The sequence below is a fragment of the Marilutibacter maris genome, assembly GCF_003233695.1.
GTDB classification, from domain to species: Bacteria; Pseudomonadota; Gammaproteobacteria; order Xanthomonadales; family Xanthomonadaceae; genus Marilutibacter; species Marilutibacter maris.
On the sequence record NZ_CP029843.1, the window covers coordinates 3,782,664 to 3,799,027 of the forward strand.

At 70.6% G+C, this 16,364-nt stretch carries 12 protein-coding genes; 7 read left to right on the forward strand and 5 right to left on the reverse strand.

Annotated features, from left to right (window positions below):
* Positions 1-48: 48 nt before the first annotated feature.
* A complete protein-coding gene (gene yihA / locus C9I47_RS16320) occupies positions 49-711 on the reverse strand; it encodes a ribosome biogenesis GTP-binding protein YihA/YsxC (protein ID WP_111268200.1) in 663 nt (220 codons plus the stop codon).
* A 180-nt stretch (positions 712-891) separates the two neighbouring features.
* Between yihA and C9I47_RS16325 the strand changes: the two genes are divergently transcribed.
* From C9I47_RS16325 to C9I47_RS16340, 4 genes are all read left to right on the forward strand, one after another.
* The gene (locus tag C9I47_RS16325) at positions 892-1,776 is read left to right on the forward strand and encodes a c-type cytochrome (protein ID WP_111267705.1); all 885 of its coding nucleotides are present in this window, start codon (positions 892-894) and stop codon (positions 1,774-1,776) included.
* A gap of 181 nt (positions 1,777-1,957) precedes the next feature.
* Positions 1,958-2,620 (forward strand): thiol:disulfide interchange protein DsbA/DsbL, encoded by a 663-nt coding sequence (locus tag C9I47_RS16330; RefSeq protein WP_111267706.1) that lies wholly within the window; start codon positions 1,958-1,960, stop codon positions 2,618-2,620.
* Positions 2,621-2,781: 161 nt separating this feature from the next.
* Positions 2,782-3,654 (forward strand): thiol:disulfide interchange protein DsbA/DsbL, encoded by an 873-nt coding sequence (locus tag C9I47_RS16335; protein WP_111267707.1) that lies wholly within the window; start codon positions 2,782-2,784, stop codon positions 3,652-3,654.
* Positions 3,655-3,688: 34 nt separating this feature from the next.
* A complete protein-coding gene (locus C9I47_RS16340; RefSeq protein ID WP_111267708.1) occupies positions 3,689-4,465 on the forward strand; it encodes an endonuclease/exonuclease/phosphatase family protein in 777 nt (258 codons plus the stop codon).
* A gap of 305 nt (positions 4,466-4,770) precedes the next feature.
* Here the strand turns inward: C9I47_RS16340 and C9I47_RS16345 are convergent, their stop codons facing one another.
* The 3 genes from C9I47_RS16345 to C9I47_RS16355 form a co-directional block, all read right to left on the reverse strand.
* Positions 4,771-6,201, reverse strand: coding sequence for a sugar porter family MFS transporter (locus C9I47_RS16345; protein ID WP_407067487.1), 1,431 nt, complete (start codon positions 6,199-6,201; stop codon positions 4,771-4,773).
* 272 nt (positions 6,202-6,473) lie between these two features.
* Positions 6,474-9,368 (reverse strand): TonB-dependent receptor plug domain-containing protein, encoded by a 2,895-nt coding sequence (locus tag C9I47_RS16350; protein WP_111267710.1) that lies wholly within the window; start codon positions 9,366-9,368, stop codon positions 6,474-6,476.
* Between the two features lie 409 nt (positions 9,369-9,777).
* Positions 9,778-10,584, reverse strand: coding sequence for a sulfite exporter TauE/SafE family protein (locus tag C9I47_RS16355; RefSeq protein WP_223250190.1), 807 nt, complete (start codon positions 10,582-10,584; stop codon positions 9,778-9,780).
* A 199-nt stretch (positions 10,585-10,783) separates the two neighbouring features.
* Between C9I47_RS16355 and C9I47_RS16360 the strand changes: the two genes are divergently transcribed.
* The gene (locus tag C9I47_RS16360; RefSeq protein ID WP_111267711.1) at positions 10,784-12,835 is read left to right on the forward strand and encodes a transglycosylase SLT domain-containing protein; all 2,052 of its coding nucleotides are present in this window, start codon (positions 10,784-10,786) and stop codon (positions 12,833-12,835) included.
* Complete coding sequence (locus tag C9I47_RS16365; RefSeq protein ID WP_223250191.1) at positions 12,832-13,761, forward strand: complex I NDUFA9 subunit family protein; 930 nt, start codon at positions 12,832-12,834, stop codon at positions 13,759-13,761. The genes C9I47_RS16360 and C9I47_RS16365 overlap by 4 nt, the downstream gene beginning before the upstream one ends.
* Before the next feature lie 112 nt (positions 13,762-13,873).
* On the opposite strand, the gene C9I47_RS16370 is transcribed toward C9I47_RS16365, so the two are convergent.
* Positions 13,874-14,815: a DMT family transporter gene (locus C9I47_RS16370; protein WP_111267712.1), complete on the reverse strand. Its 942-nt coding sequence runs from the start codon at positions 14,813-14,815 to the stop codon at positions 13,874-13,876.
* A 115-nt stretch (positions 14,816-14,930) separates the two neighbouring features.
* Between C9I47_RS16370 and C9I47_RS16375 the strand changes: the two genes are divergently transcribed.
* Complete coding sequence (locus C9I47_RS16375; protein WP_111267713.1) at positions 14,931-16,364, forward strand: aminotransferase-like domain-containing protein; 1,434 nt, start codon at positions 14,931-14,933, stop codon at positions 16,362-16,364.

Genomic DNA, 16,364 nt, shown 5'->3' on the forward strand with positions numbered 1-16,364 from the left:
GACCCGGCGCGGCGACACCCGCCCCGGGTCCTTGCGCGGCCGGCGCCGCTACATTTCCAGCCAGTCGGCCACCACCTTGCGCGCCTGGTCGACGCCGAGCTTGGCGGCACCGGAGAACACCTGCACGCCGACGCTGTCGCCGTATGCGGACTGCAGTTCCTTGCGCACCGCCTGCATCGCCTTGGCCTGCTGGCCACGACCGAGCTTGTCGGCCTTGGTCAGCAATGCGTGCGCGGGCAGGCCGCGGCTGACCGCGTAGCCGAGCATCTGCCGGTCGTAGTCCTTCAGCGGATGGCGGATGTCCATCACCACGACCAGGCCCTTCAGCGCCATGCGGCTTCCGAAGTAGCCGTCGAGGAATGCCTGCCAGTGCGCCTGCAGGTCCTTGGGCACCTTGGCATAGCCGTAGCCGGGCAGGTCGACCAGATAACGGTCGCTGGTCGGCGGCACATTGAAATAGACCAGTTGCTGGGTGCGCCCGGGCGTCTTGGACACCCGCGCCAGCGCGTTCTGCTGGCACAGCGCGTTGAGGGCGGTCGACTTGCCGGCATTGGAACGCCCGGCGAAGGCGACCTCGAAGCCGCCGTCGGGCGGCAGCTGGGCCGGCGTATGCGCGGCCAGCAGGTACTGGGCACGGGCGAGCGGGTTGGCCGCCGGCTTGCCCGCGGTATCGGGCTTGGCGGCGCGCTTGGGATCGGGGGAATGGGCCATGGCCATAGGATCGCACGCCGGGCGTGGCCCTGCCGACGGTCCGCCACGGGGCGACCGGAGAGGCCCCGCAAGCCGGCGCCGTTCAGCCCGCGTTGACCCGCCCACGGCCGCAGACGATAATTCCGAGGTTCCGGCGGAGCACTTGCCCGCCACTTCAGAGAAAGTTCGGAGCCCAGCCTGATGAGCCAAGCCCGCGTCCTCGGCATGATCGGCATCGCCGCCCTGGCGGCCGCTGCCGTTGCCTATGCCCAGACCACGGTCACCCCGATCCCGGAAAGCGAGCCGGTGGAAGCCGCGCCGCTGAACGCCGCCCCCGAGCAGGTCACCTGGGGCGACGCCGATGCGGGCGCGACCAAGGCCGGCACCTGCGCGGCCTGCCACGGTGTCGACGGCAACCCGAGCGATCCGCAGTACCCGCGACTGGCCGGTCAGAACGAGCGCTACCTCGCGCACCAGATCGCCCTGTTCAAGAGCGGCGAGCGCAACACCGGCATGGCCGCGGTGATGAAGCCGTTCGCCGACGCGCTGTCGGCCCAGGACGCCCGCGACATCGGCGCCTACTACGCGACCCAGAAGGCCGGCGCCGGCGTTGCCGACGACAGCGTCGTCGCCAGCGGCCCGAACGAGGGCATGAAGTTCTACGAGGTCGGCGAGAAGCTGTTCCACGGCGGCGACCCGGCCCGCGGCATCCCCGCCTGCATGGCCTGCCACGGGCCCGACGGCGCCGGCAACCCCGGTCCGGCCTACCCGCAGGTGGCCGGCCAGCAGGCCGCCTACACCCAGCGCCGCCTCGAGGAATACCGTGCCGGCGTGACCCAGGAGCGCGATCCGCACCTGTTCAACGTGATGGCGACGGTCGCCAACGCGCTGACCGACGAGGAAATCGGCGCCCTGTCCAGCTACATGCAGGGCCTGCACCCGCGCGCCGACGACTACGTCGCGGCCGACGCACCGGCCACCGCGCTGCCGGCGGCCCCCTCGACCGAGGCGCCCGCCGCGACCGAGCCGGCGCCGGCCGACGACGCGCAGCCCGAAACCGAGGCCGGCGACGCCGCCGAGGCCTGACGGCGGGCCGCTCCCGGTGGCCGCGGAACTTCCCGGACGCTTCCGGGGTCCGAGCAACGGTTCCGGGTGACGCCGCCAGCAACATCCACGCCGGCCGCCTAGCGGTCGGCGTTTTCGTTTGCGCAGGTCGGCACGCAGCCGGATTTCCAAGCCATTCCGACTACATGACGAGGTCGCCACGATGACTGCACGCCCCGACCGCTCCCTCCTGCCCGCCTGGCTGCTCACCCTGGCCCTGGCCACGCTCGCGCTGGTGCCCGACGCGGCGAGGGCCGCCGAACCGGCCCTGGTCCCCGGCGTCGACTACGCCGAGATCCACGGCGGCCAGCGCATGGGCCCCAACGACGGCAAGGTCGAGGTGGTCGAGGTGTTCGGCTACTGGTGCCATCACTGCGCCGACTTCGCGCCGATGCTGGAGAAGTGGAAGCACAAGCAGGGGCGCCGCGTGCGGGTCAGCTACCTGCCGTTGCCGCGCAGCCCCAACGATGCGCTGGCGGCCGCCTTCTTCGCCTCACAGGCCGTCGACGGCCTGGCGCGCACCCACGATGCGACATTCCGCGCGATCCACGACGAGGGGCTGCTGCCGCGCAACCCGACCGCCGACGAAGTCGTGACCTTCTATGCCTCCAAGGGCGTCGACGCGACCCGGCTGCGGGGCGCGATGGCCTCGCAGGCGGTGGCCGACCAGGTGTCGGCCGCCCGCGAATTCTCGATCGACAGCGGTGTCGAAGGCACCCCGACCCTGATCGTCAACGGCCGCTACCGGGTCATCGGACGCTCGTTCGAGGACGTGCTGCGGATCGCCGGTGCCCTGGTGAAACGCGAGCTGGCGACCACGCGCTGAGGCGGCCACGCCCCCGCATCGCGTCGCCCCGGGTGCCGACATTGCCCACCCTGCCCTCCCGGCCGTCGCCCACGGCCGGTATCCTTGCCCCACGCTGCGGCGCACGCCATCGTCCACCGATGTCCGCGGGCCGCCCGAACCCCCGTTGTGGAGAACGCCTGATGACCTCCCGGATTTTCAAGACTGGCCTCGCCAAGACCGGCCTGCTGCCGCTGCTGCTGTTCGTCTCCATGCTCGCCGCATGCTCGTCCGAGACCGCCGCCCCGACCGCGGAGGCCGACTCCGCCGCGCCAGCCGCCACCGCACCGGCCGAAACCGCCGCCGCACCGGCCGGCGAAGCCGCTGCCGGCGACGATGCCTCGGCCGAAGCCGGCACCGAGGCCCCCCAGCCGGCGGCCGCCAACGACAACCCGGTAACGCCACCCGAGGGCCCGGCCCCGGTGCTGGGCACCGACTACGCCGAGATTGCCGGCGGCCAACCGTTCGCGCCGGCGATGGGCAAGATCGAAGTGGTCGAGGTATTCGGCTACACCTGCCCGCACTGCGCGCAGTTCGAGCCGATCTTCAAGGCCTGGAAGGCGCGTCAGCCGGCCGACGTCAACGTGGTGCCGCTGGCGGCGCCGTTCGGCGGCTACTGGGAGCCGTATGCGCGCGCCTTCTATGCCGCCGATTCGATGAACCTGCTCGAGAAGACCCATGACGCGATGTTCCGCGCGGTCCACCTCGAGCGCAGCATGCCGACCCCGCCGACCGTGGCCAAGCCGGAAGAGATCGCCGCGTTCTACGTCAAGTTCGGCGCCAATGCCGAACAGTTCGCCGGCACGATGAACAGCTTCTCGGTCAACGCGCGGATGAAGCGCGTGGGCCAGTTCCTGATGCGCAGCGGCGTCGACTCCACCCCGAGCCTGGTCGTCAACGGCAAGTACCGGGTGATCGGCGGCCGCAGCCACGAGGACCAGTTGCGCATCGCCGACCATCTGGTTGCGATGGAGCGCGCGGCCATGAAGCCGGCCGCCAGCGCCGACGGCCAGTAAAGCGCACCACCGGAGCGGCCGCAGTCACGTCGCCATGTCGAAGTCCAGCAACGACCGGCAACGCCTGCGGCTGCTCAGCGCCAACATCCAGGCCGGCTCCAGCACCCGCCGCTACAGCGACTACGCGACCCGCAGCTGGTCGCATGTGCTCCCGGCCGGCAACAAGCGCGGCGCGCTCGATACCATCGCGCGGCTGGCCGGCGAGCACGACATCGTCGGCCTCAACGAGAGCGACCCCGGCAGCCTGCGCTCGGGGTTCACCAACCAGACCCACTACCTCGCCCAGCGCGGCGGCTTCGACTACTGGAGCCACCAGCCCAACCGGCGCGTCGGCGGAGTCGCCTCCAGCGCCAACGGCCTGCTGAGCAAGCTGGAGCCGCTCGAGGTCACCGACCACCCCCTGCCCGGCCGCATCGGCGGACGCGGGGTCCTGCTGGCCCGCTTCGGGGACGGCGATACCGGCCTGCTGGTCGCGGTCGCCCATCTGTCGTTGGGCAGCCAGTCGCGCGCCTCGCAGCTGGCCTTCATCGCCGAGCTGCTGCATGCCCATCCGCACGCGGTGCTGATGGGCGACTTCAACTGCGCCGCCGATCGCCCGGAAATGCAACGGCTGTTCCGCGAGACCCGGCTGCAACCGCCGGCCTGCGAGGTGCCGACCTTCCCGAGCTGGCGCCCACAGCGCGCGATCGACCACATCCTCGCCAGCGACGGACTGGTCTGCGCCGAGGCGATCGCGCTGCCGGCGGCGCTGTCCGACCACCTCGCGCTGTCGATGGAACTGCACATCCCCGGCGAGGCGCTGCGGCGCTGAACGAGGCTGCGGGTATCGACACCCGCAACGGATGCCGGTCGGCATCGGTTGCTCCGATGAGATGCTCGCAGGAGCGGCGTGAGCCGCGATGAAGCTCTCATCGAAGAGTCCGGCCCTGCTGGCCGGCCCCGCGCAGCGCACGGGGCGTTCGCCCAGGGCGCGAGGCAGTGCCTCGCGGCTTCGGGCAGATGCGCGGCCATCCCTGGCGCAAAAGAGCCGGCTTCGGGTCGTCCGGCCCGACCATCCATGGTCGGGCGTTCGCACCCGCAGCAGATGCCGATAGGGCATCTGCTATACGCGGGCGCTCACCCCTCCATCTGTTCGAGTTCGCGGCCGCGGGTTTCGTGGACGAACCGGATCACGAAGAAGATCGAGACCGCCGCGGCGATGGTGTAGAAGCCGTAGGTCGCGGCCAGGCCGATTCCGGCGAGCATGACCGGGAAGGTCATGGTGATCGCGAAGTTCGAGCCCCACTGGAACAGTCCGGCGACCGCCAGGCCCGAGCCGCGGATCTGGTTGGGGAACATCTCGCCGAGCATGACCCACATCACCGGGCCCCACGACAGGTTGAAGAAGATCACGTAGACGTTGGCCGCGACCAGGGCCAGCAGACCCATGTTGTCGCTCAGCGCCAGCTTGCCTTCGCTGTCGAGCGAGCCGGTCGCGAACGCGACCGTGACCAGCCCCAGGCTCACCGCCATGCCCAGCGAGCCGATCCACAACAGCGGCTTGCGGCCGATGCGGTCGATCAGCACCACCGTCAGCAGGCAGGCGCCGATGCTGAGGCCGCCGGACAGCACGTTGATCAGCAGCGCGTCGCTTTCGGAGAAGCCGACCGCCTGCCACAGCACCGCGCCGTAATAGAACACCACGTTGATGCCGACCAGTTGCTGGAAGGTGGCCAGGCCGATGCCGACCCACACGATCGGGCGCACCCGCCCGGTCGCCTTGGCGATCAGGTCGGAGAAGCGCGGGCGATGATGATCCCGGGCCAGGCTGGCCTCGATTTCGTCGAACTTGGCGGCACCGGCGACGCTGCCGTAGAGCCGGGTCAGCACCGCCAGCGCCTGCGGCTTGCGCGCCTTCACCACCAGGAAGCGCGGGCTTTCGGGGATGAACAGCAACAGGACCAGGAACAGCGCGGCCGGCGCGATCTCCATCCAGAACATCCAGCGCCAGGCCTCGTGGCCGCCCCACAGCGGTTCGGTCGAGGTGCCGGCGAACTTCGCCAGCAGGTAATTGCTGATGAACGCGGCGAACAGGCCGCAGATGATCGCGATCTGCTGCACCGTCGCCAGCCGGCCGCGGTAGTGCGCGGCGGAGACCTCGCTGATGTAGGCCGGCGACATCACGCTGGCCGCACCGACCGCGAGGCCGCCGAGGATGCGATAGAAGATGAACTCGGCCGACGATCCGGCCACGCCCGAGCCCCAGGCCGAGACGATGAAGAACACCGCCGCGACGATCAGCAGGGTGCGGCGGCCGTACAGGTCGGCGAGGCGGCCGGCGAAGAACGCGCCGAACGCGCAACCCAGCAACATCGAGGCGACATTGAAACCGGTACCGACCGAGTCGGAATCGAAGGCCCGCTGCAGGCCGTCGACGGTGCCGTTGATCACGCCACTGTCGAAACCGAACAGAAAGCCGCCGATCGTCGCCACCAGGCTGATCAGAAGAATGAAACGGGTGTTCTCGGAGTCCTGCGCCGACGCGGCGGCGACAGAGCTGGGTTGCACCATGGTGATTCCCCGTATTGAAGTCTGCGGTCCGACCCGAGTATGGCCGCTGCAGGTCGCCTGTGCGCGCCCGCGACCGATGTAACGCACATGTAACGCCAGAAAGGCTCGAACACGGCCCGATTGGGCGCCTGGGCATCGCCGTTCGACGCGGCGGCGGTGCATTCCAGGGCCGCACCGGCACCCCGATCAACGCATGCCGTCCGGCACCGCCGCAACAAAACGGCCGGTGGTCGCCCACCGGCCGTCGTTTCCAGCACCTTCGACCGCGCTTAGAAGCGGTAGTCGGCGCTGATGTACCAGAACGAACCCGGCAGGTCGTAGGTACCCGCGTCGTAGCCGTTCAGCGAGCAGGTCAGACAGACCGGCGGATCCTTGCCGAACACGTTGTTGACGCCGGCCGACAGCTTCAGGCCTTCCAGCGCGAACGCGTTGCGCCAGCCCAGCTGCAGGTCGTGCACGGTGGTCGAACCCAGGGTGTTGAACTCGACCCCGCCCATGCAGCCCGGCGCCTCGCCGACCGGCACGTTGCTGCAGGCCTCGTCGACCGCGCTGATGTAGCGCGAGGTCCAGTTGACGTTCCAGTCGCCCAGGGTCCAGCCGACCTGCAGATTGGTCTGCCAGTCCGGGATCGCGCTGTCGCTGACCTCGATGCCGACCTCGCGCTGCGACTTGTTGCCGTCGATGTCGATGGCTTCATAGCCGAACACCGTGGTCGCCTGCAGCGAGGCGTTCAGGCGGCCCCAGCCCCACTCCGGTCCGATCCAGTTGACCTTGATGTCGAGGCCGTCGGTCTCGATCGTGCCGAGGTTGTCGAGGAAGTTCTCCGGCGGGTTGAGGTTGCCGCCGGCCTGGCGGGTGAAGCCGGCGCAGTTGACGGTGCCGACGCCGCCCTCGCGCAGACAGGTCAGCAGCAGCGCCTGCAGGTCGCGGGCCTGGATCGCGCCGTCGATCTCGTGGTTGTAGTAGCTCAACTCGAAGTCGAGGCGATCCGACCACGCGCGCCCTTCCGCCCAGCTCGGCGCATAGACCACGCCGAAGGTGTAGCTGTCGGACTCTTCCGGCTCCAGGTTCGGATTGCCGCCGGTGAAGGTGGTGATCTGGGTGTTGGCCTGCTCGAAGTTCGGACCCGCGCCCTGGGCCAGACAGCCGGCGGCCAGGTCAGGCGAGGCCGGGCCGGGATTGCCGGTGGAGCCGCAGGGGTCGACCAGGGTGGCGCCGAACTGGGTCAGGCCGTACAGCTCGCCCAGGTTGGGGGCGCGGAAGCCCTCGGAATAGGTGCCGCGCAGCACCAGGTCCTCGATCGGCTGCCAGCGGAAACCAATCTTGCCGGTGGTCGCGTCGCCGAAGGTCGAGTAGTCGGAATAGCGGATCGCCGCGCTGACATCCAGCGTATCCAGCAGCGGGAAGTTGCCCTCGACGTAGACCTCGCTGACGTCGTAGTCCTCCGACACCGCCGCGGCGAAGGAATCCTGCGACTCGCCGCTCTGGCGCAGCGGATCGGGATTGAATTCACCCTTGTAGTTGCGGTGCTCGAGGCCGGCGGCGAAGCCCGCATAGCGGTCGCCGATCGCGAACAGATCGCCGGTGATGTTGGCCGAGATCAGGTCCAGGGTCTGCTTGCTGGAGTCGATCTGGGTGGTGCGGATGTAATCGATCATCTCCTGCGTCATCGGACGGCCCTGGCCGCCGAACAGGTCCAGCGGCACGCAGCCGGGCACCTGTGCGCACACCGCCGGGTCGCCCAGCGCCAGCTTCATCTTGGCGACGTTGTAGCCGTTGGTGAAGCGCTGCTCGGCCTTGTTCTCCGAGTGGACCAGGTTGACGTCCCAGTTGTAGCCGTTGCCGACGTTCCACAGGCCGTCCAGGCCGACGTTGAAGTAGATCGTGTCGACGTCCTGCTCGAACCGGCGCGGGCCGACCTCGATCGGGCGCTTGGTGACGAAGCCGAAGTTGCTGTTGGCATCGAGGGTGATGCCGTACGGGTTGTACGGGTTGTCCTCGTGGATGCTGATGGTGTCGGCGATGCCGCCGGTACCGGCGAACGGACCGACGAAGATCGGCTCCGGCGCGGCCTGGTTGACCGAGGTGCGGTTGTTGTACAGCGCCTTGGCGTGCAGGCGCACGTTGTCGCTGATGTCGTAGTTGACGCTGGTGAACAGCGCCTTGCGCTTGCTCGGGGTCAGCAGCAGGTTGAACGGCGCGAAGTTGAAGCGGTCGGCGCCGGTGAAGCCGTGGTAGGTGCCGGCGTCAGGATCGGCCGGATTCCAGACCGGGGAGGTGGTGCCGTCGTCGAGGGTGACGTCGTACCAGAAGTCGGTGGCCGGGTCGCAGAAGCCGACCGAGCCGGCCGGACGCGACGGATCGCAGAAGATCGCGCGGCCCTGCGGCGTGCCGGAGCTGCCGCCGCGCACGCCGGTGCCCGGGGTCGGATAGGCCGACTGCTCCCAGTCGCCCGAGCTGATGCCCTTCTGCTCGTAGTAGCTGGCCGCGAACACCGCGTTGAAGCGCTCGCCGCCGCCGCCGATGGTCAGCGAGGCCTCGGTGGTCTCGCCACCCTTGGAGTACTCGCCGTAGTAGCTGTGGATCTCGGTGCCTTCGAAGTTGCGGCGGGTGATCACGTTGACCACGCCGGCGATCGCGTCGGAACCGTAGATCGACGAGGCGCCGTCCTCCAGCACCTCGATGCGCTCGACGATCGCCAGCGGAATGGTGTTGACGTCGGCGCTGCCGGAGACGCCCGACGCCGAGGATTCGTTGACCCAGCGGATGCCGTCGACCAGGACCAGGACGCGCTTGGAGCCCAGATGGCGGAGGTCGACCTGGGCCGAGCCGGCGCCGATGCCACCGCCGTCGGCCGGATAACCGAAGTTGCCCGAGGAGTTGAACTTGGCGTTGAGCGCCTGGCCGCTGGCGGTCAGCTGCTGGAGGATCTCGCCGACCGTCTGCACACCGGTCTGCTCCAGCTTCTCGCGATTGAGCACGAACACCGGCTGGGCGGTGACGGCGTTGGTCTGCTTGATGCGGGTACCGGTGACGGTAACCGTGTCGAGGGTCTTGGCCTGATCCTGCGTATCCTGCGCGACCGCCATCAGCGGCAGCGTCAGACCGACCAGCAGGGACGCGTGAATCGCGTATGCAAGCGTGTTTCGTCGTTGCGGTTTCATCGAACTCTCTCCCTAAGAACAATGCGGTGGGACCAAACAATCGAATGGCGCGCCGCTCCCCTGTTGCATCCATGCGGCGCACTCCGCTTTGTAAACTTTTTGTAAAGGTGCCACAACAGGCAAAGCGGCAGGGTGCCCTCCGGCATGGTGGGAAACTGAAATCGGCAATGAGAACTGCGTCGCTGTTTTGAGCGGCGACCCACGGCGGCGATTCAAGGGGGCGACCTGCGGTAGCGGCCGGCTCCGGGCCTTGTCCGGCAGTGCCGCGAGCCCACGCACGATCGCCCGGCCGAGCCGGCCCGACGCTATCCGTGAACAACGGTCGCCCGCCGACGGTCCCGGAGCGGGAATGCGGAGAAAGAATTCCGGGCGCCGTGGTACGACCGGGCGCGGTGGAGCGCCGCGACGCTCAGCCGCCCAGCAGCAGGCTGACGCCGACCAGGACCAGGAAGGCCGCGAATATCCGCTTCAGGGTTTCGCCCGACAGACGGTGGGCGAGCCGGGTGCCGAACGGCGCGGCCAGCACCGAGGCCGCCGCCACGCCCAGCGCGGCCGGCAGGTAGACGTAACCCACCGCATGCGCCGGCAGCGCGCCCGGCGGCGCGTGCAGCGCATAGCCGACCGCGCTGGCCATGCCGATGGCGACGCCGCATGCCGACGAGGTGCCGACCGCGCGCACCGGCGCGGTGCCGAGTGCGACCAGCAGCGGCACGGTCATGCTGCCGCCGCCGATGCCGACCACCGCCGACAGGGCACCGATACCGGTTCCGGCCAGCGCCATGCCGGGGCCGCGCGGCGGCGCGGCGCCGTCGGCGGCGGGCGTACGGCGGCGCCCCAGCAACAGTTGCGCGGCCGCGATCAGGCAGTAGCCGGCGACGATGTAGCGCAGCACGTCGTCGTCGATCCTGACCGCCAGGCCGCTGCCGAGCCAACCGCCCAGCAACAGGCCGGGCACCATCCAGGCGACCGTCGGCCACAGCACGCTGCCGCGCCGATGGTGCGCGCGCGCCGAGGCCGCCGCGGTCAGCACGATGCTGGCCAGCGAACTGGCCAGCGCGGCGTGCATCGCCGCGTCCTGCGGAACGCCGATCAACGGCAGCAGCCACGCCAGCGCCGCGACCAGGACCAGTCCGCCACCGACCCCGAGCAGGCCGGCCAGCACGCCGGCCACCGCGCCCAGGGCGAGAAACAGCATCAACGAAACCGGCAGCGACATCGGCGATCCGCAAGGTGGGGGAGCAGGCACGCAGGGTACGTGAAAATCCGCCGGCATCATCCCCTTCCGGTGGCCCCGCGAGACCGGTCTGACCTGGCGCTCGGCACGGGCGGCCGCGCGACGCGAAGCGCACTTGCGATCGCGTTGCCGCAACCGCGTTGGAATTTTCCTTCATGTCGGCTCCGCTATAGTTCCGACGATGATTGCCGCCCCCTCCCTGCATGCCGCGCTCGCCCTCGCGCTGGTCGCCTTCGCCACCTCCGCCTGCGCGCAGTCCGCCCCCGCCACGGCCGCCGGCAACGCGACCGCCAATGCCAGTGCGTCCGCGCGCGCCTCGACCCTCGAACCCCTGACCGACCCGCGCCTGCCGCGGATCGAGCAGGCCATCGGCGCGGCGCAGAGCGGTCAGTTCCGCGCCGTCGAGTACCGCGACCTCGCCGACCATCCGCTGTTCGCCTGGGTCGAGTACGCCAGCCTGCGTCGCGGCCTCGACGGCCTGCCCAGCGCACGCGCGCAGGACTTCCTGCAGCGCCGCGGCGGCCAGGCCGCGGGCGAGACCTTCCGCCGCGCCTGGCTGATGCAACTGGCCAGGCGCGAGGACTGGAGCGGCTTCCTCGCGGCCTGGCGCGATGGCGCCGACGACACCCCGCTGGCCTGCCACAAGCTGCACGCCGAACAGGCCCTCGGCCGCGCCGGCCAGGACTGGAACGCGCGCGCCCAGGCGATCTGGCTCAGCAGCGGCCGCTCGCTGCCGAACGCCTGCGATCCGGTGTTCGACACGCTCGCCGCACGCGGCGGCCTGACCGCCGAGCTGCGCTGGCAGCGCTTCGACAAGGCCACCGACGCCTGGCAGTCGGGGATGATGCGCAGCATCGCCAGGGGCCTGCCTGCCGATCAACGCGAGCTGGCCAACGACTACGCCGCCTTCATCGACAGCCCGCATTCGCGTGCCCTGCGCTGGCCGAAGACCGAGCGCAGCCGCCGGGTCGCCTCGCAGGGGCTGGCACGCCTGGGCAAGGCCGACCCCGACCGCGCCGAGCAACAGCTGCCGCAGTACGCGCAGGCCCTGCAGTTCGACGACGCCGACCGCGGCCGCGCGCTGTACCAGATCGCCCTGTGGACGGTGGCCTCCTACCTGCCGGACTCGGCGCGCCGGCTCAATGCGGTGCCCGAGGCCAGCTACGACCCGCGCCTGCACGAGTGGCGCGTGCGCGAAGCGCTGTCGCGCTCGGACTGGGGCGCCGCGCTCACCGCGATCGGCAAGATGGGCGCCGAGCAGCGCGGCGAATCGCGCTGGCGCTATTTCGAGGCACGGCTGAGGGAAAAGACCGGCGACGGCGCGGCCGCGCAGCGGCTGTACCGGCAGACCGCGACCGAAAGCGACTTCCATGGCTTCCTCGCCGCCGACCGCGCCGGGCTCCCGTACACGCTGTGCCCCTTGCAACCGCGCCCGGATGCCGCGGCCGTCGCCAAGGTCACCGGCGACCCCGCGCTGGGCCGCGCGGTGTCGCTGATGCGCCTGGAGAAGATCGGCTGGGCGGTGGCCGAATGGAAGGACGCGTTGTCGCGCTTCAGCGACGCCGAGCGCCTGATCGCGGTCGAGTACGCGCAGGCCAACGGCTGGTTCGACCGCGCGGTGTTCGGGCTGCAGCTGTCCAACCCCGACGAGCGGCGCCTGTACGACCTGCGCTTTCCGCTCCACCACGACGCCACCCTGCGCCGCGAGGCGGCGAAGAACCGCCTCGACCCGGCCTGGGTCGCGGCCGAGATCCGCGCCGAGAGCACCTTCAATCCGCGCGCGCGCTCGCAGGCGAACGCGCTGGGCCTGATGCAGATCCTGCCGGCCACCGGCGCCGCGGTGGCGGCGAAGCTGGGCCTGCCGTGGGGCGGCGCCGCCAGCCTGTACGACGCCGACACCAACATCATCCTCGGCAGCGCCTATCTGCGGCAGATGATGGACGAGAACGGCGGCCAACCCTACTTCGCGATCGCCGGCTACAACGCCGGCCCGACGCCGCTGCTGCGCTGGCGCACCCAGCGTCCGGGCATGGACCCGGACTTCTGGATCGAGACCGTCAGCTATCGCGAGACCCGCGAGTACATCGCCCGGGTGCTGGCCTTCAGCGTGATCTACGACTGGAAGCTCGACGGTGACGCGCTGCGCCTGGAGGACCGGATCCGCGGCCGCACCCAGGGCCCGCGCAAGGGCTTCGTCTGCGCCGCGGCCGGCGCGGAGGGGGCGAACCGGTGAGCGGTGAGCGTATCCGCCATGTGGTCGTGCTCGGCGGCACCGGCTTCGTCGGCCGGCCGCTGGTGCGCCGCCTGCTCGACGACGGCCGCCGCGTCACCGTGCTCAGCCGCGGACCGGCGCCGGACCCGGCCGCCTACCGCGCCAAGCGCGCCCAGCTGACCCGCGACGCCAGCCTGCTGGAGGGCGATGTCCACGATGTCGACTTCCTGCGCGCGGTGCTCGACGACGCCGACGCGGTGGTCAACCTCACCGGCATCCTCAACGAGAAGGGCGACAGCGGCGAAGGTTTCGAGCGGGTCTTCACCGAGCTGACCCGTTCGCTGCTGACCGCGATGCACGACAACGATGTGCGCCGGCTGCTGCAGATGAGCGCGCTCAATGCCGGCCTGGGCGAGAGTCACTACCTGCAGGCGCGCGGCCACGCCGAGCGCGAGGTGCGCGCGTCGCGGCTGGACTGGACGATCTTCCAGCCGTCGGTGATCGCCGGCCCCGGCGACGGCCTGTTCTGCCGCTTCGACGGGCTGCTGAAGTTCGCCCCGGTGCTGCCGGTCGGACGCGCGCAGGCGCGGTTCCAGCCGGTCTGGATCGGCGACGTGGTCGAGGCCTTCGCGCGCGCGCTCGACGACCCGGCCTGCGTCCATCAGACCTACCCGCTGGTCGGCCCGGAAGTGCTGACCCTGGCCGAGATCATCCGCCTGACCGCGCGCGCGCGCGGCCGCCATCGCGCGGTGCTGGCGCTGCCCGAGGCCCTGGGCAAGCTGCAGGCGGAGATCGGCGAGTGGCTGCCGGGCAAGCCGATCAGCCGCGACAACTGGCGCTCGCTGCAGCTCGACTCGGTCAGCGGCGAGGACGGCCTGTCCCGGCTCGGCATCGAGGCCACGCCGGTGACGGAGCGGCTGCCGGAGATCCTCGCAACCGACACCTGAGCCCGGCCGGTCGGGCCGGACGCCGGAGCGCGTCCCCGACGCCTGCGTGCCGACGGGCGCGTATCGGCCCGCCGGATGCCATCGCGGCATCGTCGCAGCGGTGCCGCGGATCTCAGTGGCCCGCGCCGCCCTTGAGCTTCCCCCAGGTCGTCGCCAACACCTGCCCGCGCCACCGCCAGCGCAGGTTCACGCCCAGCGTACCGGTCACGATCAGCGCCACCCCGGCGAGCTGCAGCGCGCCCAGCGCCTGCCCGTAGATGATGAAGTCCAGCAACAGCGCGACCACCGGATAGACGAAGGCGAGCACCGCGATCGTGGCCACCTTCAGGTGCGGGTACGCCGAATAGAACAGCACGTAGCACACGCCACTGTGAATCAGGCCGAGCCCGGCCAGCCAGGCCCAGTGCGCGCCGGGCCGTGCGACCGCCGCGTAGTCGGCGAACGGCGCCAGCATCAGCACGCCCACCAGGCACTGCACCAGCACCAGCACGAACGGCCGCTCGCGGCCGATCCGGCGCGACAGCAGCATGGCCGCGCCGCACAGGATGGCGGCGACGAAGGTGAGCGCGATCCCGAGCAGATAGTCCGTTCCCGCCTCGCCGAGCATCCGCGCCGGATCGGCGCTCAGCGCCACGCCGGCGAAGGCGATGCCGGACCAGCCCAGATCCGCCGGACGCGTGCGCTCGCCCTGGAACAACGCCGCCATCGCCAGGATCGCGAACGGGAAGAAGTGATAGACCATCGTCGCCACGCCGATCGACGAGCGCGCCATGCCGGCGAACAGCGCCACCCAGTTCAGCACCAGCAATACGCCGCTGAGCGCGGCGGCCCGGAGCAGGGCCGTCTGCCCGAGCAGGCCGCGGAAATACCCGCGCAGCCCGCCCCAGGCCAACAGGAACGCGCTGCCGAACACGCAGCGGAAGAACACCGCGGTGATCGCATCCTGGCCGCTCTCGAGAACGAACACGCCGACCGAACCGATCAGCACCTCGGCCACCAGCAATTGCAGCAACGCGCGACGCGGCGCCGCGCCGGACTGTTCCGGAGGGGACATGCGGGGGATCGCGAAACGACGGGAATGCCAGCCTAGGCACGCGCCTGACACCGGTACAGATTCAGATAGAATCAAAAATGACCAGTACAGATGCGTCGGCCACGGAGGCGTCGCCATGCCCCGCTCCCTGCTCTACGAACGGCTGGCCGAACGTCTGCGCCGGCAGATCCGCGGCGGCACGCTGCGCGCCGGCGAACGGCTGCCCTCGCTGCGCCGGCTTCACCGCGATCAACGCGTCAGCCTGGCCACCGTCCTGGAGGCCTATCTGCAGCTCGAGCGCGAGGGCCTTGTCGAGGCGCGTCCGCGATCGGGCTACTACGTGCGCGCGCCGGCCGCGTCGGCACCGCGCGCGCTCACCGCCCGTCACGCCACGCGTTCGCCGCAACCGGTCCGCAACCCGGCCCTGCTCGGGGTGCTCGACGTGCTCGGCCGCCGCGACATGATTCCGCTGCATGCCGCCACCCCGGCACCGGAACTGCTGCCGACCGCCGCGCTCGCCGCCGCAACCGCGCGCGCATTGCGGCGCGATCCCGGAGCCGCCCTCGGCTACGCGGTGCCGCAGGGCCTGCCGGCACTGCGCGCGCGCATCGCCCTGCGCTATGCGCGATGCGGCCTGGACATCGACCCCGACGAAATCGTCGTCACCGCCGGGGCGATGGAGGCGATCAGCCTGGCCCTGCGAGCCAGCACCCGCCCCGGCGACGTCGTACTGCTGGAGACACCGACCTACTACGGCCTGCTGCAGGCCGTCGCCGCACAGGGGCTTCGCGTGATCGAGGTGCCCAACCACGCGACCACCGGCATCGATGCCCGCCGCGTCGCCGAGTTGCTGCAGCGGCATCCCGTCCGCGCCGCGGTCCTGGTGCCGAATTTCAACAACCCGCTCGGCAGCCTCACCCGCGAGGCCGACAAGCAGGCCCTGGTCGCCGCCTGTGCCGCACACGGCGTGGTGATCATCGAGGACGATCTGTACGGCGAGCTGGCCTATTCCGGTCAGCGGCCCTCGCCCCTGCGCCGCTACGACCGCGACGACGCGGTCGTCACCTGCGGCTCGTACTCCAAGATGCTCGCCCCCGGGATGCGCATCGGCTGGATGCTGGGCGGCCGACGCACCGCGCAACTGTTGCGCGCCAAGTGCTTTACCACCGTCGCCACGGCCACGCTGCCGCAGCTGGCGATCGTCGACTACCTGTCGCGCCACGACCTGGACCGCGCCCTGCGCCGGCTGCAGCGCGCGCTTGCGGACAACGCGCAGCGCTACCGCCAGGCACTGCACGAACACTGGCCGGCCGGGACTCGCGTCTCCTCCCCCGCCGGCGGGATGGCGCTGTGGGTGGAGCTGCCCGAGCGCATCGAGGGCCAGGCGCTGTTCGAAGCCGCGCTCGCGCACGGCATCGGCACCCTCCCCGGCCATCTGTTTTCCAGCCGCGGCGACTACCGCCACCACCTGCGGTTGAGTTGCGGCCTGCCCTGGGACGCAAGGGTGGAGACCGCGTTGCGGACCCTGGGCACGCTGGCGGAGCGGCTTGCGGCCGACCGCGCGCGTTGA

Bases quoted from the DNA above. Each gene is read 5' to 3' on its own strand.
- C9I47_RS16360 (WP_111267711.1), top strand. From the start codon at position 10,784: ATGATTGCCGCCCCCTCCCTGCATGCCGCGCTCGCCCTCGCGCTGGTC.
- C9I47_RS16355 (WP_223250190.1), bottom strand. From the start codon at position 10,584: ATGTCGCTGCCGGTTTCGTTGATGCTGTTTCTCGCCCTGGGCGCGGTG.
- C9I47_RS16370 (WP_111267712.1), bottom strand. From the start codon at position 14,815: ATGTCCCCTCCGGAACAGTCCGGCGCGGCGCCGCGTCGCGCGTTGCTG.
- C9I47_RS16330 (WP_111267706.1), top strand. From the start codon at position 1,958: ATGACTGCACGCCCCGACCGCTCCCTCCTGCCCGCCTGGCTGCTCACC.
- C9I47_RS16325 (WP_111267705.1), top strand. From the start codon at position 892: ATGAGCCAAGCCCGCGTCCTCGGCATGATCGGCATCGCCGCCCTGGCG.
- C9I47_RS16350 (WP_111267710.1), bottom strand. From the start codon at position 9,368: ATGAAACCGCAACGACGAAACACGCTTGCATACGCGATTCACGCGTCC.
- yihA (WP_111268200.1), bottom strand. From the start codon at position 711: ATGGCCCATTCCCCCGATCCCAAGCGCGCCGCCAAGCCCGATACCGCG.
- C9I47_RS16375 (WP_111267713.1), top strand. From the start codon at position 14,931: ATGCCCCGCTCCCTGCTCTACGAACGGCTGGCCGAACGTCTGCGCCGG.
- C9I47_RS16335 (WP_111267707.1), top strand. From the start codon at position 2,782: ATGACCTCCCGGATTTTCAAGACTGGCCTCGCCAAGACCGGCCTGCTG.
- C9I47_RS16340 (WP_111267708.1), top strand. From the start codon at position 3,689: ATGTCGAAGTCCAGCAACGACCGGCAACGCCTGCGGCTGCTCAGCGCC.